23 protein-coding genes are annotated in these 25,041 nt (G+C 68.9%); 11 read left to right on the forward strand and 12 right to left on the reverse strand.

Features of this window, described 5'->3' with window-relative positions:
- Positions 1 to 5 precede the first annotated feature (5 nt).
- From ACSVDM_RS08400 to ACSVDM_RS08415, 4 genes are all read left to right on the forward strand, one after another.
- Complete coding sequence (locus tag ACSVDM_RS08400) at positions 6 to 1,346, forward strand: LLM class flavin-dependent oxidoreductase (protein WP_439263867.1); 1,341 nt, start codon at positions 6 to 8, stop codon at positions 1,344 to 1,346.
- A 104-nt stretch (positions 1,347 to 1,450) separates the two neighbouring features.
- On the forward strand, positions 1,451 to 2,386 hold the full coding sequence (locus tag ACSVDM_RS08405; RefSeq protein ID WP_439263868.1) for a TauD/TfdA dioxygenase family protein: 936 nt from the start codon (positions 1,451 to 1,453) through the stop codon (positions 2,384 to 2,386).
- A gap of 62 nt (positions 2,387 to 2,448) precedes the next feature.
- The gene (locus ACSVDM_RS08410; protein ID WP_439263869.1) at positions 2,449 to 4,035 is read left to right on the forward strand and encodes an FAD-binding protein; all 1,587 of its coding nucleotides are present in this window, start codon (positions 2,449 to 2,451) and stop codon (positions 4,033 to 4,035) included.
- Positions 4,032 to 4,421 (forward strand): 4Fe-4S dicluster domain-containing protein, encoded by a 390-nt coding sequence (locus ACSVDM_RS08415; protein WP_439263870.1) that lies wholly within the window; start codon positions 4,032 to 4,034, stop codon positions 4,419 to 4,421. Before ACSVDM_RS08410 ends, ACSVDM_RS08415 begins: the two co-directional genes overlap by 4 nt.
- Here ACSVDM_RS08415 and ACSVDM_RS08420 read toward each other — a convergent pair.
- From ACSVDM_RS08420 to ACSVDM_RS08445, 6 genes are all read right to left on the reverse strand, one after another.
- Positions 4,390 to 5,718: a hypothetical protein gene (locus ACSVDM_RS08420; RefSeq protein WP_439263871.1), complete on the reverse strand. Its 1,329-nt coding sequence runs from the start codon at positions 5,716 to 5,718 to the stop codon at positions 4,390 to 4,392. The two genes, ACSVDM_RS08415 and ACSVDM_RS08420, sit on opposite strands and share 32 nt — an antisense overlap.
- Complete coding sequence (locus tag ACSVDM_RS08425) at positions 5,715 to 6,083, reverse strand: hypothetical protein (protein ID WP_439263872.1); 369 nt, start codon at positions 6,081 to 6,083, stop codon at positions 5,715 to 5,717. The genes ACSVDM_RS08420 and ACSVDM_RS08425 overlap by 4 nt, the downstream gene beginning before the upstream one ends.
- Positions 6,080 to 6,274: a hypothetical protein gene (locus ACSVDM_RS08430; protein WP_439263873.1), complete on the reverse strand. Its 195-nt coding sequence runs from the start codon at positions 6,272 to 6,274 to the stop codon at positions 6,080 to 6,082. Before ACSVDM_RS08430 ends, ACSVDM_RS08425 begins: the two co-directional genes overlap by 4 nt.
- Complete coding sequence (locus tag ACSVDM_RS08435; protein WP_439264019.1) at positions 6,271 to 8,100, reverse strand: hypothetical protein; 1,830 nt, start codon at positions 8,098 to 8,100, stop codon at positions 6,271 to 6,273. Before ACSVDM_RS08435 ends, ACSVDM_RS08430 begins: the two co-directional genes overlap by 4 nt.
- 164 nt (positions 8,101 to 8,264) lie before the next feature.
- Positions 8,265 to 9,467 carry a lipid-transfer protein gene (locus tag ACSVDM_RS08440; protein WP_439263874.1) on the reverse strand — a complete coding sequence of 401 codons (1,203 nt, stop codon included), beginning with the start codon at positions 9,465 to 9,467 and terminating at the stop codon, positions 8,265 to 8,267.
- The gene (locus ACSVDM_RS08445) at positions 9,460 to 9,906 is read right to left on the reverse strand and encodes a Zn-ribbon domain-containing OB-fold protein (RefSeq protein ID WP_439263875.1); all 447 of its coding nucleotides are present in this window, start codon (positions 9,904 to 9,906) and stop codon (positions 9,460 to 9,462) included. Before ACSVDM_RS08445 ends, ACSVDM_RS08440 begins: the two co-directional genes overlap by 8 nt.
- A gap of 122 nt (positions 9,907 to 10,028) precedes the next feature.
- On the opposite strand from ACSVDM_RS08445, the gene ACSVDM_RS08450 reads away from it, so the two are divergent.
- Positions 10,029 to 10,766, forward strand: coding sequence for a GTP-binding protein (locus ACSVDM_RS08450; protein WP_439263876.1), 738 nt, complete (start codon positions 10,029 to 10,031; stop codon positions 10,764 to 10,766).
- 20 nt (positions 10,767 to 10,786) lie between these two features.
- On the opposite strand, the gene ACSVDM_RS08455 is transcribed toward ACSVDM_RS08450, so the two are convergent.
- From ACSVDM_RS08455 to ACSVDM_RS08465, 3 genes are read right to left on the reverse strand one after another with little or no spacing between them, the layout of a single operon-like run.
- Positions 10,787 to 12,397, reverse strand: coding sequence for an MFS transporter (locus ACSVDM_RS08455; RefSeq protein ID WP_439263877.1), 1,611 nt, complete (start codon positions 12,395 to 12,397; stop codon positions 10,787 to 10,789).
- A 41-nt stretch (positions 12,398 to 12,438) separates the two neighbouring features.
- The gene (locus ACSVDM_RS08460) at positions 12,439 to 14,823 is read right to left on the reverse strand and encodes a glycoside hydrolase family 3 protein (protein WP_439263878.1); all 2,385 of its coding nucleotides are present in this window, start codon (positions 14,821 to 14,823) and stop codon (positions 12,439 to 12,441) included.
- Between the two features lie 22 nt (positions 14,824 to 14,845).
- Positions 14,846 to 15,856 (reverse strand): poly(ethylene terephthalate) hydrolase family protein, encoded by a 1,011-nt coding sequence (locus ACSVDM_RS08465; protein WP_439263879.1) that lies wholly within the window; start codon positions 15,854 to 15,856, stop codon positions 14,846 to 14,848.
- A gap of 206 nt (positions 15,857 to 16,062) precedes the next feature.
- Here ACSVDM_RS08465 and ACSVDM_RS08470 point away from each other — a divergent pair, with 206 nt between their 5' ends.
- Positions 16,063 to 17,307, forward strand: a complete 1,245-nt coding sequence (locus ACSVDM_RS08470; protein ID WP_439263880.1) for a helix-turn-helix domain-containing protein — start codon at positions 16,063 to 16,065, stop codon at positions 17,305 to 17,307.
- Between the two features lie 83 nt (positions 17,308 to 17,390).
- Here the strand turns inward: ACSVDM_RS08470 and ACSVDM_RS08475 are convergent, their stop codons facing one another.
- The 3 genes from ACSVDM_RS08475 to ACSVDM_RS08485 are packed head-to-tail and all read right to left on the reverse strand — an operon-like array spanning position 17,391 to position 20,205.
- Positions 17,391 to 18,053: a DUF305 domain-containing protein gene (locus ACSVDM_RS08475; protein ID WP_439263881.1), complete on the reverse strand. Its 663-nt coding sequence runs from the start codon at positions 18,051 to 18,053 to the stop codon at positions 17,391 to 17,393.
- The gene (locus ACSVDM_RS08480; protein WP_439263882.1) at positions 18,050 to 19,600 is read right to left on the reverse strand and encodes an LVIVD repeat-containing protein; all 1,551 of its coding nucleotides are present in this window, start codon (positions 19,598 to 19,600) and stop codon (positions 18,050 to 18,052) included. Before ACSVDM_RS08480 ends, ACSVDM_RS08475 begins: the two co-directional genes overlap by 4 nt.
- Positions 19,597 to 20,205 carry a TetR/AcrR family transcriptional regulator gene (locus tag ACSVDM_RS08485; protein ID WP_439263883.1) on the reverse strand — a complete coding sequence of 203 codons (609 nt, stop codon included), beginning with the start codon at positions 20,203 to 20,205 and terminating at the stop codon, positions 19,597 to 19,599. The genes ACSVDM_RS08480 and ACSVDM_RS08485 overlap by 4 nt, the downstream gene beginning before the upstream one ends.
- Positions 20,206 to 20,328: 123 nt before the next feature.
- On the opposite strand from ACSVDM_RS08485, the gene ACSVDM_RS08490 reads away from it, so the two are divergent.
- From ACSVDM_RS08490 to ACSVDM_RS08510, 5 genes are all read left to right on the forward strand, one after another.
- Complete coding sequence (locus ACSVDM_RS08490; protein WP_439263884.1) at positions 20,329 to 21,444, forward strand: hypothetical protein; 1,116 nt, start codon at positions 20,329 to 20,331, stop codon at positions 21,442 to 21,444.
- Positions 21,444 to 22,472: a phosphotransferase family protein gene (locus ACSVDM_RS08495; RefSeq protein ID WP_439263885.1), complete on the forward strand. Its 1,029-nt coding sequence runs from the start codon at positions 21,444 to 21,446 to the stop codon at positions 22,470 to 22,472. Before ACSVDM_RS08490 ends, ACSVDM_RS08495 begins: the two co-directional genes overlap by 1 nt.
- A 54-nt stretch (positions 22,473 to 22,526) precedes the next feature.
- The gene (locus ACSVDM_RS08500; protein ID WP_439263886.1) at positions 22,527 to 23,111 is read left to right on the forward strand and encodes a TetR/AcrR family transcriptional regulator; all 585 of its coding nucleotides are present in this window, start codon (positions 22,527 to 22,529) and stop codon (positions 23,109 to 23,111) included.
- A gap of 99 nt (positions 23,112 to 23,210) precedes the next feature.
- The gene (locus tag ACSVDM_RS08505) at positions 23,211 to 24,224 is read left to right on the forward strand and encodes a TIGR03617 family F420-dependent LLM class oxidoreductase (RefSeq protein WP_439263887.1); all 1,014 of its coding nucleotides are present in this window, start codon (positions 23,211 to 23,213) and stop codon (positions 24,222 to 24,224) included.
- On the forward strand, positions 24,221 to 25,030 hold the full coding sequence (locus tag ACSVDM_RS08510) for an enoyl-CoA hydratase/isomerase family protein (RefSeq protein WP_439263888.1): 810 nt from the start codon (positions 24,221 to 24,223) through the stop codon (positions 25,028 to 25,030). The genes ACSVDM_RS08505 and ACSVDM_RS08510 overlap by 4 nt, the downstream gene beginning before the upstream one ends.
- Positions 25,031 to 25,041: the final 11 nt, after the last annotated feature.

A 25,041-nucleotide genomic window follows, 5' to 3' on the forward strand; every position in this document is an offset into this window, starting at 1 on the left:
CACCCATGTCCCGCAAGACCTTTCATCTCAACGCCTTCCTGATGGGTGTCGGGCACCACGAGGCGGCCTGGCGCCACCCGCGCACCGACGCGCACCGGGTGCTCGACGTCGGGCACTTCCAGAACCTGGCCCGCATCGCCGAACGGGGCAAGCTCGACTCGGTGTTCTTCGCCGACACCCTCGCCGTCGGCCCCCGCATCGAACGCAACACCCTGGCGGTGTTCGAACCGGTCACGCTGCTGTCGGCGATCGCCTCCGCCACCGAGCGGATCGGTCTGATCGCCACCGCCTCGACCAGCTACAACGAGCCGTTCAATCTCGCCCGCAAATTCGCCTCCCTCGACCACATCAGCGGGGGCCGGGCCGGGTGGAACATCGTCACCTCCGGCACCGCCGACGAAGCCCACAACTTCGGTCTCGACGCCATCCCCGAGCATGCCCGCCGCTACGAGCGGGCCGAGGAGTTCGTCGAGGTGGCGCTGGCGCTGTGGGACAGCTGGGAGTCCGAGGCGATCGTCCTCGACACCGAGAGCGGCGTCTTCGCCGATCCCACCCGGGTGCACACCCTCGACTACGTGGGGGAGCGGTTCCGGGTGCGTGGCCCGCTGAATTCGCCGCGCGGCCCGCAGGGACGGCCCCTGCTCGTACAGGCCGGCTCGTCGGAATCGGGTCAGGAGTTCGCCGCGCACCACGCCGAAGCGGTGTTCACCGCCCAGCGCACCCTCGCCGACGGCGTGCGGTTCTATCGGGAACTGAAGGGGCGACTGGCGAAATACGGTCGCGCCGAACACGAATTGAAGGTGCTACCCGGCCTGGTCCCGTTCATCGCCGACACCGCCGAGGAGGCGAAGGCGCTCGAGCAGGAATTCACCGACCTGATCTCGCCCGACTACGCGCTGCGCCAGCTCTCTACCATGCTCGGCGTCGACCTCACCACGCACGCGCTGGACGCGCCCCTGCCACCGCTGCCTGCCGAACGCGACATCGAGGGCGGAAAGAGCCGGTTCACCCTGGTCAAGGAGCTCGCCGAAGCCGAGGATCTGACGGTTCGCCAGCTCATCGGCAAGCTCGGCGGCGGACGCGGGCACCGCACCTTCGCGGGCACGCCCGAGCAGGTCGCCGACGAACTGCAGAGCTGGTTCGACGCGGGCGCGGCCGATGGCTTCAACATCATGCCGCCGTACCTGCCAGGTGGCTTGGCGGACTTCGTCGACCGGGTGGTGCCGATCCTGCAGGACCGTGGCCTGTTCCGCACAGACTACGAATCCACCACTCTGCGTGGGCATTACGGGCTCGCGCCGGTGGAGAGCCGGTTCACCCACCGGGATGCGCGGGTCAGCGCCTGATGCGGACCCGTCGTCTCGATCTGGAGCTCATGCGGGTGGTGAGCAGTTCCTGTCGGCGACCACGAGCACCTGCCACCCCCAGCTTCTCCTGAAGGACCATGGATATGACCACCATCGAAAGCCCACGTAGCGCGACAGCACTGGACATCGCCCCGGTCGCCGGGCACATCGGCGCCGAGGTCACCGGTATCGACCTGCGCGCCGACCTGACCGACGCCACCGTCGCGGACCTCACCGCGGCACTGCACCGGTACAAGGTGCTGTTCTTCCGCGATCAGCACATCGGGCACGCCGAGCAGATCGCCTTCTCCCGGCGGTTCGGCGCGGTGACACCGTCGCACCCCTACGACGACGACGCACCGACCGAGTACCCTGAGATCCTCGCCGTCGACAGCCGTTTGTACGAGAAGCGGTTCGGCCGCAAGAAGTTCAGCTACACCAACCAGTGGCACACCGATGTCTCCCCGCTGATCAACCCGCCCGCTGCCTCGATTCTGCGGGCCGAGATCGCCCCCGAGCACGGTGGCGACACCCAGTGGACCAATCTGGCCGCCGCCTACGCCGGTCTGCCGCAATCCTTGCGCACGTTCCTCGACGGGCTGCGCGCCGAGCACCGATTCGGCGGCCGGATCCCACCGTGGGAAGCCGACAGCGACTACGCCCGCAAGACCGCCGCGTCGCCGCTGGTGACCGAACACCCGGTCGTGCGGGTGCATCCGGTGACCGGGGAGCGGGTGTTGTTCGTCAACCCCGGCTTCACCACCCGGATCATCGGCCTCACCCCTCGCCAGAGCGACGCCCTGCTCGACCTGCTGTTCGACGAGCTCGCCCAGCCCGCCTACACCGTCCGATTCCGCTGGGCGGCAGGCAGTATCGCGTTCTGGGACAACCGTGCCACCGCGCATCTGGCACCGAGCGACCTCGACCATCTCGACGTCACCCGTGTGCTCTACCGCACCACCCTCGAGGGTGACGTCCCGGTCGGCGTCGATGGTGCCGCGTCGACCTCGGTGGCCGGTGCGAAGTTCACCAGCGTCTGACAAACCCCTCCGGTGCCCGGTCTGCGGGCCGGGCACCGGTTTTCGACAGGAGATCGACTGCGATGAGCGAAACCTGGTCCGCGAGTACGGATGTTCTGGTGATCGGCGGCGGTCCGGCCGCCGCCTGGGCGGCGATCCACGCCAGGGAGGCGGGTGCGCGGGTAATCCTGGTCGACAAGGGTTACTGCGGAACCAGCGGTGCGACGGCACCGTCGGGGACGGGAGTCTGGTACGTGGCGCCGGAAGCGCAGGCGCGGGCGTCGGCGAAAGCGGCCCGCGAGGCCTTGGGCGGTCACCTCGCCGACCACTACTGGATGGATCGGGTCCTCGACCAGACCTATGCCAATATGAACCGGCTCGCCGTCGAGGGGCGTTATCCGTTCCCGGTGGACCCGGTGACCGGGCAGCAGTTGCGCACCGGTGTGCAGGGGCCCGAATACATGCGCCGGATGCGCGCCTGGCTCAAGCGCGTCGGAGTGGAGATCCACGATCACTCACCCGCTCTGGAGCTGCTTGTCGACGACTCGGGTGCGGTGTGCGGTGCGGCGGGTCGGCAACGCCAGCTGGATCGTGACTACCGCATCACCGCGGGCGCGGTGGTGCTGGCCTCCGGCGGCTGCGCGTTCCTGTCCGGTGCGCTCGGCACCAATGTCGACACCGGTGACGGCGCGTTGATGGCGGCCGAAGTGGGCGCCAGGTTCTCCGGCATGGAATTCTCCAACGCCTACGCGATCGTGCCCAAAGGCTCGACCATCACCAAGACCGCCTACTACGGTTACGCCACCTTCTTCGGCGAGGACGGCCGGGTGATCGAGGACGCGGGCTCCACCCGTGGACGATCGGTGATCGCGCGAAACCTGCTGCACCAGAAGGTGTTCGCCCAGCTCGATCGGGCGGACGCGACCGTGCAGGCGCAGATGCGGGTGGGTCAGCCGAACTTCTTCCTGCAGTTCGATCGACGCGGGATCGACCCGTTCACCCAGCGCTTCGAGATCGATCTGCTCGCCGAGGGAACGGTGCGCGGCACCGGCGGAATCGACGTGGTCGGCGACGACTGCGCCACCAGCGTCGCGGGCCTGTACGCCGCGGGCGACGCCGCCACCAGGGAACGTATCTGCGGTGGGTTCACCGGCGGCGGTAGCCACAACGCGGCGTGGGCCATGTCGTCGGGCAGTTGGGCGGGTGCGGGCGCCGCACGGTACGCGCGGTCGGCACCCGGACCGGGCGAGGTCGTCGGTGCGGGCCGGGTCGGGCTGCGCACGGCCGGGTCCGGCTCGTTGACCGCGGCCGAACTGGTGAGCGCGGCGCAGTGCGAGCTGATGCCGTTCGAGAAGAACTACCTGCGCCACGGCGACCGGCTGCGCGCCGCCCTGGGCCGTCTCGACGAGTTGTGGGACGTGGCCGCGGCGGAATTGAGCGTCACCGGCAGCGATCGGGTGCGGGCACGCCAGGCCGTGGCGATCACCGCGGTGGGCAGGCTCATGTACCGATCGGCCCTGTCGCGAACCGAAACCCGAGGCATGAGCAAACGTGCCGATCACCCGGGCACCGACCCCGCCCAGCACCATCACGTGATCTCCGGGGGACTCGACACCCCGTGGACCGGCACCGCTGCCGCTCGCAACACCGGTCAGGCGGTGGCGTTGTGATCGAATTGCTGCGCGCCGAGGACTGCATCGGCTGCGACAAATGCGTACTCGCCTGCCCCACGAACGTGTTCGACCGGTCCGAGTCGGGGATTCCGGTCATCGCCAGGCAATCCGATTGCCAGACGTGCTTCATGTGCGAGGCCTACTGCCCGGCCGACGCGCTCTATGTGGCACCCGATGCCACGCCGCTCGCGTCGGCGTCCGTGCCGACCGAACACATCGGCAGGTACCGCGAGAAGCTGGGCTGGGGCAATGGACGAACAGCGGGTGCTCTGCTCGCGGTGGGACCGCCTCTGCCGCACGGCGCTCCACCGCCGCGACTCACCCGGGGAGAGGCCGGGAGCGGATCGGACCTCAACCCCCGAACAGCAGATACAGCCCGGTGAAGGTGAAGGCGACCATGGTCAGCATCAAGGCCAACTGGCCGGTCAACCGGTGACGAGGGGGGAGTAGGAGCAGGCATCGGTCGTGTGCGGCGGCGACGCCGAGGATATGGCCGATCAGAACAGCGAGCACCTTGCAGGTGGCGAGCACACTCGGATGGCTCGACAGCACGTAGGCAACGTCTCGATCGGCCAGGCCCGCGAGATTCCAGCCACGGTCGAGCGGGTCCGCGAACAGCAGCACCGTCGCCTGCCCCTTCTCGACGAGAAACGTGAGGTAGTGGGCGATGAGGTAGCCCGCGACGATCGGGGTGAGGCTGAGCGCCAGTCGTCGGGGGAGCAGCGCGCGTTCTGCGGGGGAGACGCCGCCGGTGGCGCGCGCGGCGAGGGAGAACAGTCCGCCCACGACCCCGATGAAGACCAGTAGTCCGGCCGTGCGCACCAGCGTCGCGTCGACGACCGGAGCCAGGTCGTCGACCAGTTCGCGCCACCACGGGAACGTGGAGAAGCTGTCGAAGGCGGTGGATCCGAGCAATGTCGCGGCGACCGCTACCGATCCGGCGAGCCCGGGGGTCCCCGCGAGATTATTCAGCGGCATCCGCAGTACTGGTTGTCCCGCGTGGTCGCGGCCGAACGGACTCAGGTGCGCCAGCAGCGTGCTGTACACCTCGAGCGGGTCGGCTCGCTCAGCCCACACGGTGCCGAACAGTACGAGGCCGATCGAGGTGACGACCAGATAGCCGATCAGCCAGGTCAGTACTGAGGACACCGAACCCGGTGTTCGCCAAGCCAATTCCAGCCACACGACCGAGAACAGGCCGACAGCGGCGGGGAGGTGTCCCCATTCCTCGCGATAGCGGAGAATTCCGTGTTCCGGCGTGCGCCGCAGCAGTCGACACCCGAATCGGTGGATCGCCCTGACCGGAGAGATGACCTTCCAGACCGGTCCGATCAGCAGCGACGCCACCATCACCCCGACCCAGACGCCGATATACAGCACTCCGGGCACCGGATTCAGGGCCGGATCGGAGGAACCCAACACCGCGATGACGAGCACGCACGCGGTGAACGCGACGCTGACCGTGGAAGCTACGCCGCGAGCCACGGGCGCGTCGATCAGCCGGCGCACCGGCGTGGGCAGCCGCAATCCCGGCGACTCCGGGTCGAGTCGCGGCTGGCGCCAGGCCACGAACAGCAGCGCGAAGGAGAAGGTCAGCGCCCACGCCGCACCGACCAAGGCGTAGGTGAGTGGAATCGGCAGATCCGCGGCGCCGGTGAGGCCGTGGGCGAGGGGGCTCACCGCCGGACCAGCAGCGTCGTCACCGTCCGTCCGAGGTGGTGGAGTTCGATGTCCACCTGGCCCGGAACCGCCACCGTGAATACGAACTCTTGGCCGGCGGCCGCGGCGACGGGAAAGGTGTGCGCGGGAGCAGAGTGGACATGCAGTTCGTCGGTGGCGTCACTGTCGACCCGCAATACGATGCGTTGCCCAACCTCGGCTTCGGTGCGCGTATTGACCGGAGACACTCCACCGTCGGCTATCCGGATGTCGATGGTGCGCGCTGTCTCCACCGGCTCGACGGTCGGCTCGCCCGACGAGCAGCTCATCAGCAGTGCACCCGCGCAGACCGTCACAAGACCCAGCCGGAGTCGACGAGTGCTCACGGATTCTCCTCACTGCGGTCGGTCCGCGCGGATTCGGTTTCGGCGCCCTCGTTTTCGCGCTTCTCCGCGCGCCGATCGCGCATCGCGATGAACAACACCAGCCCGACCAACGCGACTGCGGGCAGGAAGGCCGGAATCGCCAGCAGAAGGGAGTGGTCGGCGAGAATGTCGACGTTCTCCGCGCGAATCACGCCTCGACCGTTGCCTTCTGATCCGGTGTGCTGCCCGCCGCCAGGTAGCGGTCGTTGACACGAGCCGCGCCCCACGCCATCGCCGCGATCAAGGCCAGGCTGCACGCCAGCACCACCAGGCCGGCCAGGCCGATCAACCAGGACGGATGGTCGAAGGACCGCTCACGCTGCAGCACCGAGATCTCCTCGACGAACGGCCGTGTGAAGCTCGCGGGCGCGGCCACCTCCGCGGCGCCGATGCCGGGATCGAGCGGCATGAAGAGGGGCAGCGCGGATTGCATGCGCCCGTCCTGCAGGCGCAGCACCGTTTTCCAGGTGCCGTGCACGGGCACCGGGCGGGTGGAGACGAAGTGGTCGTCGGCGACGCGCCGCAGTTTGTCCACGACCAGGCCGTGGCCGGGACTGTCGTCGCCGGTACCGCCCTGCCAGGCCAGGATCTCCACCCATTCCGGATCGGCGCCGATCAGATCGGTGGGGGAGAGCCGGATGTCAGCGGTGACCATCCGCCCGCCCCGCACGGGCTCGGCGTCGGTGAGCACGACCGTCGCCGACGCGTTCCCCGGTACCCGGATGATCAATCCGTTCGTGGTGGCCGCGGCGGCGATCACCACCGCGGCGACCACCAGTCCGCGCCGTACCGCGGGCCTGGGCAGTGGCTCGCCGCGCAGCACAGTGCCGAGCATCGCGCCGATCACACCGCCCGCCACACCGACCGGCACCGCCATCGCCAGCAGTTCGGGCCACATCCCGGCGACCCACGGATTGACGAACATCCGCTCGATCCACAGCGATTCCAGCCAGATGCCCACGGTCGCCACCCCGAGCCCGGTCAGCGCGCCCCACCAGAGCGGTCGCCGGATCAACGGCAGGAGGGCGAGCAATTCGACCACGACAGCGGCACCGAGGTACAGCGGAAACACATTGCGCGGCGCCTCGAATCCGGTGCCGACCAGGACCGCCACGACCCAGCGCACACCGAAGGCGAAGGCCACGAGCAGCAGCGTGCTGAGCGGGCCGAGGGTGAGGCGCGCCGAGATCAGGGCGATCGTCGCGGCGAAGACGATGAGCATCGGTTGCAGCACCAGCCGGAACTGCTGCACACCGAAGTCGAATTCGACGCCGAACACCGACAGCCCGATCACCAGGCCGCCGAAAGCGAACGCCTGAACCGCCCACAACACCCGGCCGTCGATGCGCGCGGGGTCGGGCCGGTTGTATCGGCCTTCGAGTTCGAGCAGCAGCACGCCGATCAGCGACAGACCCGCACCACCGATGAGCATCAGGTGGGTCGGCCCCCAGAGCGTGACGTCCTGGCCGAACAGCCGATGCCAGATGTCGTCGAGCGGAAAACCGATCAGCGCGTACAAACCGGCACCGGCGATCAGGATGCCGCCCACCGGCGCGTACCAGTCGCGGGTGATCTTCACCGCGGCCCGGCCCGGCTTCTCGTCGAGTGGCAGGATGACGGCAAGCATGCCCGCCATGAAGAGGAAGAACAGGCCGACCAGGATGAAGTAGTGCGCCGGGTTCGCCAGCGGTCCGGCGTCGCGGCCCTTGCCGACGTGCAGGCTCACATCCCAGATGAAGCCGAGAAACGCCGTCAGGATGGTCGCGAGGAACATCGCGATCGGGAGCGCCACCCAGCCGGGCCGGTTCATGATGCGACCGCTGAAGTCGGCCAGCCGTTGCAGCCAGGTGATGCGCCGGGTGCGGTGTAGGTACGCCACCCACAGCAGCACCGCGCCGATCACCGCGGCCGCACCGGTCATGAGCGCGACCTGGTCGAGGGCGGCGCCACCGCCTTCGGTGCCCTGCGCGACCGGCATCGTCGACGGAGCGGATATCGCTGTGGACACGGCAGTCCTCCGATGTGTCGAAGCGCCCGGTCGATGGGGTACCGAACAGTATCCCGAAATCCGCGCGGTGCCGATACCCCACGCGCGCAGGTCGCGGATCCGATCCTGCGCGCCGCGGGGAACGATGCCGTGGGTCAGCGTGTGGCGATGATCGCCGATCCGTGGCCGAACAGGCCCTGGTTCACCGCGATGCCCGCGCGGGCACCGTCGACCTGGCGGCCCTCGGCCCGGCCACGCAACTGCCAGGTGAGTTCACAGATCTGGGCGATGGCCTGGGCGGGGATGGCCTCACCGAAGCAGGCCAGGCCGCCGCTGGGATTCACCGGCACCCGACCGCCCAATGTCGTTGCGCCGCTACGCAGCAGGGTCTCCGCTTCGCCGGTCTCGCAGAGCCCGATGTCCTCGTACCAGTCCAGTTCCAGCGCGGTGGACAAGTCGTAGACCTCCGCGAGGGACAGGTCTTCGGGACCGATCCCGGCCTCCTCGTAGGCGGCGTGCGCGATGGCCGACCGGAAGGTGCGCGAGGGCGGCTCGACGGCCACCGCCGAATCCGTCGAGAAGTCCGGCAGATCGAGCACGGTCTTGGGGAACGTCGGCGTGACCGTCGACAGTGCCGAGATCCGCACCGGATCGGTGATGCCGTGGCGGCGGGCGTAGTCCATCGATGTGAGTACCAGCGCGGCGCCGCCGTCGCTGGTCGCGCAGATGTCGAGCAACCGCAGCGGGTCCGACACGATCGCCGAGGCCGAGATCTCCTCGACCGAGACCTCCTTGCGGTAGCGGGCGTTCGGGTTGTTCAAGCCGTGCCTGGAGTTCTTCACCTTGACGGCGGCGAAGTCGTCGAGGGTGGCACCGTGCAACGCCATCCGGCGGCGGGCGTACAGCGCGAAATAGATGGGGTTGGTGGCACCGAGCAGATGAAAGCGCAACCAGTCCGGGTCGTCACGGCGCTCGCCACCGACCGGCTGGAAGAACCCCTTCGGGGTGGTGTCCGCGCCGACTACCAGCGCGACCTCGCACAGTCCCGCCAGGATCTGGGCCCGTGCGTTCGCGATGGCCTGCGCACCCGAGGCACACGCGGCATAGCTGCTCGAGATCTGCGCACCCGACCAACCGAGCGCCTGCGCGAACGTCGCGCCCGAGACGAAGCCCGGGTAACCGTTGCGGATGGTGTCGGCGCCGGCGATGTAGCCGACGTCGCGGTGGTCCAACCCGGCATCGGCCAGCGCCGCACGCGCCGCCACCAGACCGTATTCGACGAAATTGCGGCCCCACTTGCCCCACGGGTGCATGCCCGCGCCGAGGACGGCGATGTCGCGATCGTTGGTGTCAGTCATTGACCGGCCTCCACATCCACACCGTGTGCTCGGCGTCGTCGTCCTCGTACAGCGTGCCGACGGTCAGTTCGACCGGCATACCGACGGCCAGGTCGTCCACGGTGATACCGCGCACGACCTGCCCGAGAATCACCATCTGCTCGACCTCGAGCTCCACCGCCGCGACGACGTAGGGCACGAACGGATCGGCCGAGACGTAGGGCGCTGGCGGTTTGTACCGAGCGTCGGCGTACGACCAGATCCGCCCGCGCGTGGAGAACAGGTACTCGACGAGCTCGGAGCCGTCGTGGGCACCTGTGCACTGCGGATTGCGGCAGGCGAGCGTGTTCTTCGGGAAGTACGGCGTGCCGCAGTCGTTGCAGCGGGTGCCTTTGAGGCGTACCTGACCGTCGTCCGCAGTGAACCAGTCAGCCACGGCGGGGCGTTGTTCTTTCTGCACGTGGCCGACGGTATAGGAACACGTTCTATTTTGGGGCGGAATTCCGATCCGGCGCCGCTCGGGCGGAGGTACGGTGAGCGCGTCGAGGATGCGATGACGTCGATCTGGAGTACTGCAGCGCGATGGGCACCAAAGCTATTGACCCGCAGTCGATCCACAACGTCACGATCGTCGGGGATCCCGCCGGGGCCACCCGCCTGACCCACCGCCTGCGCCGGTGCTTCGGCGACACGGACGACACCGTCCGCTGGTCTACGGACGGTGTCGAGCACACGATTCGCATCACCGCGCCGTCGAACGAGGCGCTCATCGCCGACCTGGAACGCGCCATTCGTGTAGCGGACGGAGTCGTCGTGGTGGTGAATGCCGCCGTGCGCAGCACACCCCGGCTGGAAACCATGTTGCGAGTCGCCGACGACCATCAGGTCGCCCGCCTGTGCCTGGTCACCGGGCTCGACCGACCCGCCGCCGACTTCGACCGCTGCGTTCGTACGATCGCCGACACCCGCGGGGCAGTGCCGCTGGCACTACAGGTCCCGGTCGGCACCGGCGGCGGCTTCGACGGTGTCCTCGATCTGGTGTCGGGCGCGGCGCTCGACAATGTCGGTAGCGGTGGGGAGTCCACCGGTCGCTGGTGCCGCGCGCTCGTCGAGACGCTGACCGAAGACCCTGCGGACCCCATTCTGGTGCGGGACCTGCACAACCGCATCCGCCGCCGCACCCGCAACGGCGACATCGTCCCCATCCTCTGCGACGCACCCAGCGCGAGCGACGACATCGCCGCCCTCCTGGACGCCGTCGTCCGCTACCTGCCGTCACCTCTGCTCGTCTGCCAGCCGGAACACGCCCTCGACTACTGACCGCCGAGGGCGTGTCCGGGTCAGTGTGCGGTGCCTCCGGTGGCCGGGGTACGGCCGTGCTTCATCACCAGCGCGAGCGAGAGTGCGAGCACCGATGCCGCCGCGCAGACCCAGAAACCGAGCCGGTAACCGTGGTCACCGAACAGCTCGGGCAGCGGGGTCGCCGGTTGGGGTAGGCCGCCTACGCTCACCAGGGCGCTCATGCCGTTGTTGTGCAGGAACGCGGTGACGACGGCCAGGCCGATCGCCACACCCATCGACTGCATGACCCCGAGCATGCCGAGACTCACGCCCTGCTGTTCCTGCGGTACCGCTTCGACCAGCAGGATCGGCATGCAGGCGTAGTACATGCCGAAGCCGACGCTGAAGATCGAGTTGACGACCAGGAAGTTGGTGGTGGTCAGTGGTAGCAGCGCGAACGCGATGCCCGCACCCGCGAAGATGATCAGCGCGACGATCAGGGGGAGCCGGGCACCGATTCGCTTGGCAAGCAGACCCGCGACCGCCCCGAAGATCATCGTGATCACCGAACCGAGCAGGGCGATCCGGATCGCGAACTCGAGCAGCGAGTACCCGCTGCCGTAGGTGTAGCCGGGATCGAGGGCGACGCGCACAGCGTCCAGCGGTACCGCCTGACCCGTCAGGCGCTGGATCTCGGTCACCGTCGACTGCCCGATCCCCGCCGTGACGACGGAATCCGGTGGAGTCTGGGCCATGTAGGCGATGGCGTAGGAGACGATGCCGATCTGTAGCGAGGCCAGCAGCGCCCCGGCCAGGACCAGCGCGACGCGCGGGTGGAACAGCAACTCCATGTCCATGATCGGTGTCGCGACACGCTTTTCGATGACGACGAACAGGACGAGCAGGGTAATGCCCGCGACCAGCCAGAGCAGCGTGGTGGGCTTCGCCCAGCCCCAGTCGTGGCCCTTGTCGACGTAGATCAAGGTGAGTGCGGCACCTCCGGAGAGCAGTGCGGCGCCGACGATATCGATCCGCTCGGGCACCCGCAGCTCGGACTCGGGCACGATGAACCAGACCAGCGGCAGCATCGCCAGGGTGAACGCGGCCAGTACCCAGAAGATGGCACGCCAGCTATGGTTGTCGACCAGGTAGCCGCCGAGGACCGGACCCGCGATGGAGGCGACGCCGAAGCCGGTCGCGGTGAGCCCGAGCGCCAGCGGAATCATGGTGCGCGGCAGCAGGTCTCGGATGAGGCCGTAGGCGATCACCGCAGTGGCGATGGCAGTGGCCTGCAGACAGCGACCGAACAGGAAGACCGCCCAGTTCGACGTGGTCGCGTCGAGTACGCAGCCGATGACGAACAGGGCACCGCAGATGAGGAACATCCGCTTCTTGCCCCAGACGTCGCTCATCTTGCCGATCAACGGAGACGCGGCCGCGCCGATCAACCCGAAGACGATGATGGCCCAGTTGATGTCGGCCCCGACACCGGGGAAGCTCGGCGCGATCTTCTGCAGTGCCGCCGCGACGATCGTGTACTGCATCGGGGCGATCTCGGAGAACAGGACGATCACCGCCAGCACCGTGAAGATCCTGGTGCGTGAGGCTCCGTCGAGTCGTCCGGTGTCGTTGTGGTCGTCTTTGTCGAGTCGAGGGGTACTGGTGGACATGGCCACGCTCCGTTGTTCGGTCGAGCAGGTCGAGCTGAGGGTCAGATGAGGGAAGCGGTGTGCGGGAGGTCGGTGACGGAAGTGCCTACGTGCACGGTGAATTCGCCCGGTTCTGTTTCCCAGCCGTCGGGCCCCCAGTGCTGGAAGGCGCGGTCGGGCAGGTCGAGCGACACCGTGCGCGACTCGCCCGCGGCCAGGGTGACGGCGGCGAAGCCTGCCAGCCAGCGCACCGGCCGGTCCACCGTGCTGTCGGGGCGTGCGAGGTAGGCCTGGACGACATGTTTGCCGTCGCGGTCACCGGTGTTGGTCACCGTGATCGAGACGGTGTGCCCGTCGACGACGAGGTCGTCGGTCGACCATGTGGTGTAGCCGAGGCCGTGACCGAAGGGGTAGGCGGGTTCGGTGCCCGCGCGCAACCACGCGCGGTAGCCGATGTGGATGCCCTCGGTGTAGTCGAGGACGCCGTCGACGGGCGTGGTGTTCAGGACCGGGACGTCGGCCATGGTCGCGGGCCAGGTGGTCGGCAGTCGGCCGCCGGGTTCGGCGGTGCCGGTGAGCACGTCGGCCAGTGCCGCGCCGAACTCCTGGCCGGGGAACCACGACAGCAGCACGGCGGCGACGTCGTCACGCCACGGCATCTCCACCGGCGCACCGGAATTCACCACCACGACGGTGCGCGGGTTGACCGCGGCGACGGCGGCGACGAGTTCGTCCTGGCGGCCGGGCAGCCGCAGCGACGTGCGGTCGATGCCTTCGCTCTCGATCTGCTCGGTGGTGCCGACCACCACCACGGCCACGTCGGCGGCGCGCGCCAGTTCGATCGCGGCCGCGAATTCTGCGTTGTCGTCACGCTGCGGACGTCGGATGCCGAGGGTGGCGCCGAGAATGATGCCGAGGCCCGGCATCGCGTCCTGAATGCTGGTCACGAGCCGCACCTCGACCTCCTCGCCTGCGGCGAGGGTGCGGGTCACGTGACGTTGGGGCGGATCGAGCAGCGCTGCGGCCGGGTCGCCGGATTCCAGGGTCACGTACTCGTCCAGCACGGTCTCGCCGTCGATGTCGAGCCGGACGTGGCCGACGCCGCCGAAACCGATCTGCCAGTCGCCGGCTATATCCGCGCGCAGCCGAGTGCGCATCTCGATCGCGTTCGACTGCGCGGCCAGCGGTTCACCGAGCAGCACGAGCCGGCTGGTGGTGCGGTGCTGGACGCCGAGGACGGTGCCGTCCTTCAGGTACCGGGCGGACAGGCCCGGTTCGCCGGTCTCGGGATCGGTCATGATCGTCACCGGGGCGGGGATCAGGTCCTCGGACAAATGGACACCCGCGGTATGGGTTATCGGCAGGCGCCCGGTCAGGCCCTCCACCGGGGTACTGGTGTGGCCGGGGATGACGGTGGCGCTGCCGCCGCCGAGGAAACGTGGCTCGCCCGCCGACGGGCCCAACAGGGCGACGGTCGTGTTCGGTGCCAGCGGCAGGACACCGTCGTTGCGGACCAGCACCATCGCCTCCGCGGCGACCCGGCGGACCAGATCCTGAGCCTGTTCGTCGCTGAAAACCGGGGTGGGCTGCGGGGTTCCGTTCAGGGCGCCCACGCGCTGGGCGAAGCGCAGGATGCGGCGCACCTTGTCGTCGACGGCGGATTCGGCGATCTCGCCGGCGCGCACGGCGGCGGCCAGCGGTTCACCCCACAGGTGCGGCGGGCCCGGCATGCACAGATCGGTTCCGTTCGCCGCGCTCTCGGTGCTGCGCACCGCCATCCAGTCCGACACCACCACACCGTCGAATCCCCATGTGCCCTTGAGGGGTTCGTCGAGCAGGGGGTTCTCGGTCATCGTGGTGCCGTTGACGGCGTTGTAGGCGTCCATGATCATCCAGGCGCCCGCTTCGACGGTGCGTTCGAACGGGTAGAGGTAGAGCTCGCGCAGTGCCCGGTCGTCGACGCGGACATCGACGGTGAAGCGGTCGGTCTCGGAATCGTTGGCCACGTAGTGTTTCGGGCACGCGCTGACGCCGTGCGCCTGCACGGCGCGCACGTACGCGTCGGCCATTTCGGCGGTGAGCAGCGGATCCTCGGAGAAGCACTCGAAATGCCTGCCACCGAGCGGGGAACGGTGCAGATTCATCGTCGGGCCGAGCACCGCGTAGACGTCCTTGCGGCGGGCCTCGGCGGCGATCAAGGCGCCGATCTCGGTGAGCAGCGCCGGATCCCAGGTGGCGGCGATCGCGGTACCGGAGGGCAGGCTCACCGACGGGTCGCGTTCGTCCCAGTTCTCGCCACGCACCCCGGAGGGCCCGTCGGACACCGGCATCTCGGCGAGTCCGATGGCGGGGTCGCCCGCCATCCGGAACAGGCTCGCGCCGGAGATCAGCCGGAGCTTGCCGTCCAGATCCAGCTCCGTGAGCAGTTTCTCGATGTGGTCTTCCATGGAAGATGCAGCCTTTCGTCGGTCAGCGGGTGATGGTGCTGGCTTGATCGGACCAGTGTGGGTTGTGCAGGAGTTCACCGGTGCCTGCGAGGAACGCGCCTCGAGCGACCTGATCGCCGCGCAGCCGGTCCATGAACCAGGCGGTCAGGTAGCCGAGATAACGGTGCACGCCCTCGGTGCAGCCGAAGTTGGTGCAGTCGGGCTGACCCTGGACGTCGTTGTGGTGGGCGCCCACCACCGCGGCGCGGGCCTTGGGTACGCCTGCGGGCATCGCGTCGTAGTACGCCTGCATCGACTGCAAGCCGATCACCTCGGGTGGGAGCGCCTGCGTGGCCGGCGAGATGCCGTCGGCCGTGCCGTTCACCAGCAGGACCGAACCCGAGGTCACCGCGGTCGGATCGATGCAGGCGCTCTGTCCGTCGACGGTCGGCAGCGACGCGCAGGCCGCCGCCAACGGCATCTCGAGGGTCACCGCGGTGTCGACGAGGCCGCCGCCGCGGGTGAGCGCGTTGATCGCGCCGAGCCCACCCTGCGAATGGCCCGTGGCCCCGGCCGTGTCGGTGTCGATCTTGTTGTGGAAGACGCTGTCCGGGTCGCTGTTCTGGTCACTCAGGTAGCGCACCGCGTCGAGCATCTGCGCACCGGTGCCGGTGTCGGTGCGATCGGCGGCGATGACCACGAATCCCCACGACGCGAGGTGCGAGAGCAGGTACGCGTATTCGCGCGGGTGGGCCATGGTGCCGTTGCCCCAGGTGATCACCGGATGCACCACACCGTCCGCGCCGAGGTCGGCCGGGTACCAGATGTCGTAGCTGTCGCCGGTGGACGTGCAGCAGTCGACACCGGTTCGTTGGGCCACCACCCACGGGCCGGGCGCGTGATAGGCGGCTTCGAGCGGGGCGGCGGGCCGGTACGGCGCCGCCGCCGCCGGCGTCACCCCGGTCGCCGCCGCGACGGTCAGCGCGAGAGAGGTCAGCGCGGCCCGCGCACCATTGCGCGGGCGCCGACCGGACAGGACAGTTTTGTTGCTCACGATCTCGGACGATAGGGAGACCAACCGCTGCGCAAGGCCGAGCCGCGCCGTCTTGCAGACGGTTTGCAGACACCCCGCGCGGGGCGAGACCGGGGACGTATTGTCGAGGTGATGAGAAAGCCGATCCCAGTCGCGAACCTCGCACAAGCGAATGATGTGCGGGCGCGCATCCGCATGGCGCGGCCGAGCGCCGGTGCGGCACGCGCATGAGCGAAGTCGGGTCGGCTCTGCGCGTCGCTCGGACAGCCGCCGGGATCAGCCTGCAGGGCATGGCCGCTCGCACGAACTACTCCAAGCCGTACCTGGGTCAGCTCGAGACCGGGGCGCGCGCGGTGCGCGCCGAGCACGTGGACGCCTACGCGTCGGCATTGCACACGTCACTGGATCACCTGCGTGACCGGCTGACCGTCGAATCGGTCGGCGAGCTCGACGACCTGCCGACCCAACTGCGGTCGCTGCTGCTACCACCCGCCACGTACGCGCGCGCCGAACACCCCGCCTTCTCCGCCGCCGAGCTGGCCGCCGCCGAGCAGCTCGCGATATGGGCGCGAGGCAGGCAGTGGGGCGACGGGCAGGCGCCGCGCCGCGCCGTCACGGCGTGGCTGGGTGCGAATCTGCCTCGGTTACAGCAACTTTCGGATTCGAACCGGTACGGGCGCGTACTCCGGATCGGTGCGGAACTGGCCGACATCGCCGCCGCCATGAGCTGGGATGTGGAGGACATCGCCGCCGCGCGCAGGTACTCCGTCGACGCCGCGCGGCTGGCTCACGCCGCGGGCGACCCGGTGCTGACCGCCGCGATCCTCACCGAGTCGACCTGGCAGCTCCTCGACAGCGGCAGGCCCGCGGAAGGACTGGAGGTGGCTCAGCTCGCTCAGTATCTGGCGCGCCGCACCGCGACACCCCTGTTGCGGCTCGCCCTCGCCGAACTCGAGGCCTACGCGAACGGCATTCTCGGCGAGCAGGCCGCGTTCCAGCGCGCGATCGTCGTCGCGGCCGAATGCCGTGGTGAAGCCGCCGAGACCGCCCCCGGTGACAACGCCGTCGACCGCAGCCTCACCGCGGCCGCCATCGGCATGCTCCTCGGACCGCGTCGGGACTGGCCGGGGCCGGGGCAGCAGTCGCGGCTGCTCGGGCACAGCTACCGCCAGCTCGTCGCCACCCGCCCCGATCTGGCTCGCATCGCCTTCGGTGATGTCCACCCGCCGCTGTCCCGGGAAGTCCTAACCCCGGCGATGGCCGCGATCTCCTCGGCTCGCCTGCAGTTGATGCTCGGCGAGCCCGAACGCGCGGTCGAGGAGATCGGTCCGGCATTGTCGCTGAACCCGGGCCCGACCGGCCGCACAGCCGCCCGGCTTTCGGATTTCCTGCACGAGTCGGCCGAATTCGCGGCCGTCCCCGCTGTCGTCGAGGTCCGCGCCGCGATCCGCGACATGGTCACGCACTCGTGAGCGTGGTGCCCGGCGTCCGTGCCGGATCTACGCGGCAAGCGTCGGAAGCCGGTGACGACCGGTAGACCGCGCATCCAGCTGACTCAGCCCGTCGCGCCCGCACCGTGCCCGGCGATCAGCAGACCGATGATCCCGGACTCCTGGCTCTGTGTGCTGATCATGTCGCGCGCGGCCTGCTCGACCGGGCCGCCGGTGGAAAGCTCGTCGAAGGCCTGGGCCATGGCGACGCCGCCCTGGTGATGGCGGTACATCAGGCGCAGGAACATCTTTTCCGCGTCGGCGCCCCGGGCCACGGCGAGGGCGTCGAGGTCGGCGCGAGTGGCCATGCCGGGCATCGTCGTGGCGCCGGCATGCCGGTGACCGGTGGGCATCCATGACATCGGGTGCGCGTTGGTCGGGGTCGTACCGGCCAGCCGGAGCCAGCCGAGCATCATGCCGATCTCGAGGCGCTGGGCGTCGGCGATCTGATCGGCCAGCCGCCGCACCGCGGGGTCGACGTCGGGCGCGAGACGCTCGACCATGATCAGGGCCTGCTGATGGTGACCGGTCATGTCCTGCACGAAACCGATCTCGGTCGATGTCAATACCGGTGCGGCCGTGGGGATCTCGGGCACCACGGGCGGCCGCAGGGCCGCGCCGATCACCAGCAGGAGCAGGATCGACGCGGCGGCACCGAGCATTACCCGCGGTGTGCCGCGTCGGTACCCGACCGCGGTAGGCGCATCGCGTGTCGGTATTTCGCTCATGAGCCGACGGTCGAATGCTGGTCGGCGGGCGGGGTGTACACCTCGGGCGACAATTCCAGGGTGAGCAGACCGTTGTCGGCGCAGGCGGCCCACAGCTGGTTGCCACGCCATTCGGGGGCCGAGAAGCACCAGTCCGTGGACAGGTCACCGAAGGCCACATCGCCGGTACGCGAGCTGGTCGCCTGCTCAGGATCGAAGGCGCCCGACTCGACGGCCTGCATCACCGACGGCGCGCTGAGCAGCGGGACACCGATGATCGAGGCGAGAGCGTGCGGGGAGTTCCACAACTCGCTGTTCTGGCCGGTGCGTGCCGGTGGGTTGAAGTAGGCGATCTCGCGCACCTGGAACGGATCGCGCACGTCGAACACCCGGATGCCGGAGGAGATCCAGCCGCAGGCGAGCGCGGTGGGATTCACCGGCCGGTCGGCGGAGCAGTAGTGGGCGTCGTAGGCGAACAGCGACCCACCCATGCTGGAGGCCATCGCGCTGTCGCGGTGCTGCGAAAGATTGATCTCCAGCTTGATCGTGTTCACCACGCGAGGCCGGGTCTCGTCGGAGATGTCGATGAGTTTCACGCCCCCGGATCCCGCCTCGTCGGCACTGAACAGGTACGGCACGCCGTTGTAGGTGACCGGCACGTTCTGCTGGGTCGCCCAGCCGTCGGTCCAGGTGAGCTGGGCGATGATCGGCACCTGCGGGTCGGGGTCGCGCCGTTGTACGGCGGAGGTGTCGAGGATCGTGAGCCCACCCATGTTGTCGGCCAGATACATCCGGTTGCCGTCGGCGCGTAGGCCCATACCGTGCATGGACTTGCCGGGCATGCCCTGCCAGATCACGCGGGGCAGAGCCGGGTCGGTCAGGTCGACAGCGCTGACGATGCCGGGAACGACCCCGGACGCCCAATAGGTGCGGCCGTCGGGGGAGAAGCCGCCCTCGTGCGCCGTGATCTGCACCGGCAGGGTCAGGTCGGTGCCCGGGCCGGGGTTGAGCAGACGCGGGTGCGCGCAGTCGGAGATGTCGTAGACCGAAATCAGTCCCGCCCCGGTGAACGCGGGAACCCCGGTGCCGACCAGCAGCTTTCGCTCGGCGTTGACCTTGAGACTCTCCCAGGTTCCGGCCAGCATCGCGGGTTCGGTGAGCGTGGTGGTGAGCACCGGATTCGCCGGATCCGCGACGTCGATCACCTGCACGCCTTGCGCCGGGCCGAGCAGGTTGCCGGGGAAGAAGCTACCCAAGTAGACGCAGTGGTCGAACTGCGTCGAGGTGATCCCCGCGCCGCGACCCGCGTAGCCGCCGATGCGGCTGATGTTGCAGCGGTAGCCCTGAGTGCTACGGCCGCTGTCACGGTCGGCGGCGGGCACGTCGCCCTGCAAGCCGGTTTCGGGGAGCGCGTCGCCCGCGCAGGCAGCGCGGGCGACAGCGGTGTCGGCGATGTCGCGACTCTCCAGCACGTTCCCGGAGGAGTCCGGTTGTGCGGTGCCGATCGCGGCAGGGGCCAGCAAGGCCGCGGCCGCGGCGACGAGCAGACGTCGACAGAGGGTTCTCATTCCGAGCTTTCGTGATGAAGGGCGAGGGTGACCAGGGCCGCGGCCGTCTGGCGGCAGAAGTGTTCGCCGTCCTCGTCGCCTCGGGTGAGCGCGCGCAGCAGGGTGGCGCCACGCAGGAATTCGAAGAGCAGATCCGGATCGCAGGCAGGGGAGACCTGGCCGGTTTCGACGGCCGCATCGATGGTGGCGCGCAACGCGACTCGCGCCATGCCCTCACCGCGGTCGCGCAGTCGCCGGTAGCTCTGTTCGTCGTCGTGGTAGGCCGACAGCAGGCCGGGGATGCCGGAGCGCGCCGCGGGATGGGTGGCGGCGGCGAAGAACAGCCGGGTCCAGGCGAGCAGGTCCGCGCGGATGTCACCGGTGGGCTGCGGGACCACCCCGGTGTCGAGCGCGAAGATCGCGTCCTCGACGAGGTGGATCTTGTTCGGCCACCGACGGTAGATCGAGGTGGCGACCACGCCCGCGCGGCGCGCTACGCCCTGAATGGTGGTGGCCTGAAAACCCTGCTCTACCAGCAGTTCCTGCGTGGCGCGCAGCACTTGCTCGTCCAGTTGCGGGTCCCGTGGACGACCGCGGCCCTGGCGGTTCTCGATCTGTTCGGTCACCGATGACTCCTCCTTCGACGTCGGCAGAGCGTAGCCGAGATCGGATCTTTTTAAAAACGCTACATGGTGTATTTGAATTCGCTAACTTGAAACCTGTTCCACCCCCACTCGTGAAGGACCCCCATGCTGACTCCCCAGGACGAACTGCTGTGTCACCAATTGCCGACGACCTTCGACCACGTCGTCCAGAGCGACCTGCGCTGGACCGAGCGCGTCGTGCTCTACGGCTTCGACACCACCGGCCGGGTCAGCGTCATGACCGGCATGGCGCGCTACCCCAACCGCAATGTCATGGACGCCTACGCGATGGTCACCATCGACGGCAAGGCGCATGTGGCGCGCCTGTCGCGTGAGATCGGCGGCAAGTACGACGACCTGGGCGCCTGGCAGGTCGGCCCCTACCGCTACGAGATCACCGAGCCGCTGCGCGGGGTGCGCGCGAGCCTCGGCGACAACGAGCACGGGCTGCGCCTCGAGCTGAACTTCAGCGGTCAGTTCCCCGCCTACGAGCAGGAACCCGCGTTCTTCCGCACCCGTGGCCGCGTCCGCGAGGACGCGCGACGCTACTACCAGAACGGTGAGATCTCCGGCTGGCTCGAGGTCGACGGTCAGCGGATCGAGATCGACCCGAGCACCTGGTGGTTCGGCCGCGATCACTCGTGGGGCACCAGGCACGGCGGTGGCGGCGGCAGCCTCGGCGAGGGCAGCGGTCTGCAGCCCTCGGAGATCCCCGACGGTGTCCTGTACTTCATGGGCATCTTCCAGTTCGACGACGAGCTGGTGCATTTCGCCCAGCGCGAGACCGCCGACGGGCAACGCTGGCACTTCGAAGGCTCCATCCAGCAGCCCATCGAAGCGCAGGCGCCGACCGTGCCGATCACCGGCGTCACCCATGACCTGAAGTTCCGCGACGACTTCCGCATCGTCTCCGAGGGCGCGTTCACCACGACCGCCGCCGACGGAAGCGTGCGCACCTTCTCCGTGACGGCGCTGCACGATTTCTGGCCCGGCCTGGCCGGCTACGACATGTACCGCGGCTACGCCTCCGGGATCTGGAAGGGCGAGTCCTACGGCGACGGTTTCACCGTCGACCTGGCCGACACCGGGGAGCTGCGGCAGGTCAGCATGCTCACCGAGACCTTCTGCAAGGTCGAGAGCAGCGACGGGAAGGTCGGCTACGGCTTGGTGGAGATGGTGTTCATGGGCCGCAACGCCCGCTACGGGTACGAGGGCTACTGATGACCGCCCGCCCCGCGGCAGCGGACCTGCCGACCGCCGTCGTGCCCGTCTTGCGCGAGGAATTCCCCGACGCGCGCTCCGCCCGGGTGTCGAACTGGACGGCCAGCCCACGCGGGCTGGCGACCGAGACGTTCCTGTTCGACCTGGAACGCGACGACGCCGAGAAGGTGTCGCTGGTGCTGCGCCGCCCGCCCGAGGTCGCGCTGTTTCCCGACTACGACCTGCTCCGGCAGGTGCTGGTCATGCGCAGGCTCGCGGGCACCGGCCTGCCGGTACCCGCTGTCCGCTGGCTGGATCGCGGCACCGAGGCGCTCGGCAGTCCGTACTTCGTCATGGACCGGATCGAGGGCAGCGCGCCCGGTGACCTGCCGTCCTATCATTCGGCCGGACTGTACTTCGACGCCGAACCCGCGGAGCGGGAAAAGATGTGGTGGGGTTGCGTCGACACCATCGCCGAGATCCACCAGCTCGACTGGCGCACCCTGAATCTGGACTTCCTGGCGTTCCCGCAATTCGGCACGAAACCGCTCGAGCAGATAGTCGGCTACGTCGGCGCCGCCCTCGACTGGGCGTCGACCACCGCGCCGCCCGCGCTGCGCCGGGCGGTGGACTGGCTACGCGCGAATTCGTACGAACCCGACCACGTCACGCTGTGCTGGGGCGATGCGCGCATGTCGAATATCCTCTACGACAACGAATTCCGGGTTGTCGGTGTGCTCGACTGGGAGATCTCCTACATCGGCGACCACGAAGCCGACCTCGCCTGGATGCTGTTCCTCGACTGGGCGTGTTCGGAATTCCAAGGCACCGAACGACTTCCGGGCACACCGACCAGGCAGGCGACCATCGCCCGCTACGAGGAACGCAGTGGGATGAAGGTGCGCAACCTGCGCTACAACGAGATTCTGGCCGCGGCCCTGCTCAGTATCCCGCTGTTGCGGATGGCCCACCGGTTGCAGCTGCCGCCGGAGGTCGATGTGACGGCGTTCTGCGTCCAGCGGATCGAGCAGTTGCTGGCCGAGGACTAGGTGTACTCACGGGTCGCGGCGGCACCGAATAACGTTACAGGCTAGTATGTAATGGTGACTTCGGAATCCTCGCCGCGACCCGGCCGCCCGCGTGACGCCGATAAAGACCTCGCCGTGCTCGTCGCCGCCCGGCAACTGCTCGCCGAGGTGGGGTATCCGCAGACCACGGTCGTGGCGATCGCCAAGCGCGCCGGGGTCAACACACCGGCGATCTACCGGCGCTGGCCGAGTAGGCAGGCCTTGTTGGAGGAGGCCATTCACGGTCCCGGCGCCTACGCGCCCCCGGAGCCGACCGGCGATCTGCGTGCCGACCTGGCGACCTGGGTGCGCATCTTCCTCGCCCGCGCGGACAGCCCGGCCGCGCGCGCCGGAGTGCCGGGTCTGCTGGCCGACTCGCAGACCGAAGAGGCGCGGCGACGGCTGCTGGCGATCGGTGCGCCGGTGCGCAAGGCCTTCGCCGAGTTGCTCGCGGGCGCGGTCGACGACGGTCGGCTCGCGCCCGGGGTCGATCCCGAGCTGGTCTTCGAGATCCTCGCGGGCACAACCACATTCCATGCTCTGTCGCGAGGTGGGGAAGACGCCGAGGGTTTCGTGACGCGCATGGCGGACGCGCTGTTCGTGCTCGCGAACGCGAGTTGAACCGGTCGAGTGAGTGCGCATTCTTCTCTGGCCATCACATAACGTTACATGCTACTATGTAATTATGATCGCAGTGCTTCCGCAGTTCACGGCGGACCGATGAAGGTCGATCTCCAGCTCGACGCCCGTCCCGACGAAGTCGTCTCCCGCACTGCCGAATTGACCGCGTGCGGCGCCGACGGACTGTTCACCTTCGAAGGTCCCCACGATGCCTTTCTGCCGCTGATCCTGGCGGCCGGCGGTGCCGAACCTGTCGACCTGATGACCAACGTCGCCATCGCACTGCCACGCAGCCCGCTGCACCTGGCGCACGCGGCCTACGATCTGCACCTGCTCAGTCGCGGCCGGTTCCGGCTCGGACTCGGTTCGCAGACTCGCGCGCACATCAACAAGCGGTACGGCGGCCAGTGGTCGCGGCCCGCGGCACGGATGCGCGAGATCGTCCAAGCGGTCAAGGCCGTCCTCGACGCCTGGCAGAACGGGACCGCGCTGCGGTTCGAAGGGGAATTCACCCGGCACACGCTGATGCCGCCCACCTTCGATCCCGGTCCCAATCCGTATGGGGTGCCGCAGATCTGCCTCGGTGCGCTCGGGCCGATCATGACCAGAACCGCGGCCGAGGTGGCCGACGGGCTGCTGGTCATGCCGTTCAACAGCGCCCGTCATTTCGCCGAACGCACCGTGCCCGCCATCGAGGAAGGGCTCGAGCGTGCCGGGCGTGCGGCCGCCGACCTGGCGATCTACCCGCAGGTGATCGTCGCGATGGGCCGGACGCCGCGCGAACTCGAGTCCGCCGCCGTCGGGGTACGGCGGTTGCTCGCCTTCTACGGATCGACCCCCGCTTATCGCCCGGTCCTCGAGGTGGAGGGATGGGGTGAACTCCAGCCCGAGCTGAACGCGCTGTCCAAGCGCGGCCAGGTCGGCCCGATGACGGAGTTGATCGACCACCACATGCTGCGGACGCTCGCCGTCTACGGCACGCCCGAGGAATGCGCCGACCAGATCGTGGCACGTTTCGGCCGGGTCGCCGACCGGATCTGCTGCTATTTCCCCGGTTACACCGCTCCGGACGCGCAGATCAGAGACCTGGTCACCGCCTTGCAGGTCGTATGAGCGGCGTCCGGATCGAGATCTGCGACGGCGTCGCCGTGGTGACTCTCGATCGACCGCAGCGCCGCAATGCCTTCACCGCCGCGATGGGTCACGCGCTCGGCCGGGCCTATCGCGACCTGGATGCCGACGCCACGGTCCGGGTGATCGTGCTGACCGGTGCCGCCCCGGCCTTCTGCGCCGGAGCGGACCTGGGCGGCGGAGCGGCGACCTTCGACGGGCCCGACCGCGCGACCTTCTCCGCCTCACCGGTCGACCCGCCCGCCTTCGCCCTGCGAAAACCGGTGATCGCCGCGGTGAACGGACACGCCATCGGCATCGGGCTGACCCTTGCCATGCAGGCCGACATTCGTCTGGTCGCCGACGACGCCCGCTACGCCATTCCCCAGGTGCGCCTCGGCGTCGTGCCCGACGCGATGGCGCACTGGACGGTGGCCAAGGTCGCCGGGATGTCCGTCGCCGCCGACATCCTGTTGTCGGGACGCACTTTCGACGGCGTCGAAGCGGTCCGGCTCGGCCTCGCCAGCCGGTGCCTGCCCGCGCCCGAAGTGCTGCCCGCCGCCCTCGCGATGGCCGCCGACATGGCCACCTACGCCTCACCGACGTCGATGGCAGCGAGCAAGCGACTGCTGTGGGACACCGCGATCCACGGCTACAGCCCCACCCGTGTCGCAGAGCTCGAAACCGAACTGCACCTGCGCGTGATGGGCAGCCACGATGCCGTGGAAGGGATGCGCGCCCGGCTCGACCACCGCGCCCCGGTCTGGTCCGCGTTGTCGAACGAGTGCCGGGACCGGCCGTCGCCGTGACCCTTTCACCA

The organism is Nocardia sp. JW2 (assembly GCF_051843015.1).
GTDB lineage: Bacteria > Actinomycetota > Actinomycetes > Mycobacteriales > Mycobacteriaceae > Nocardia > Nocardia coubleae.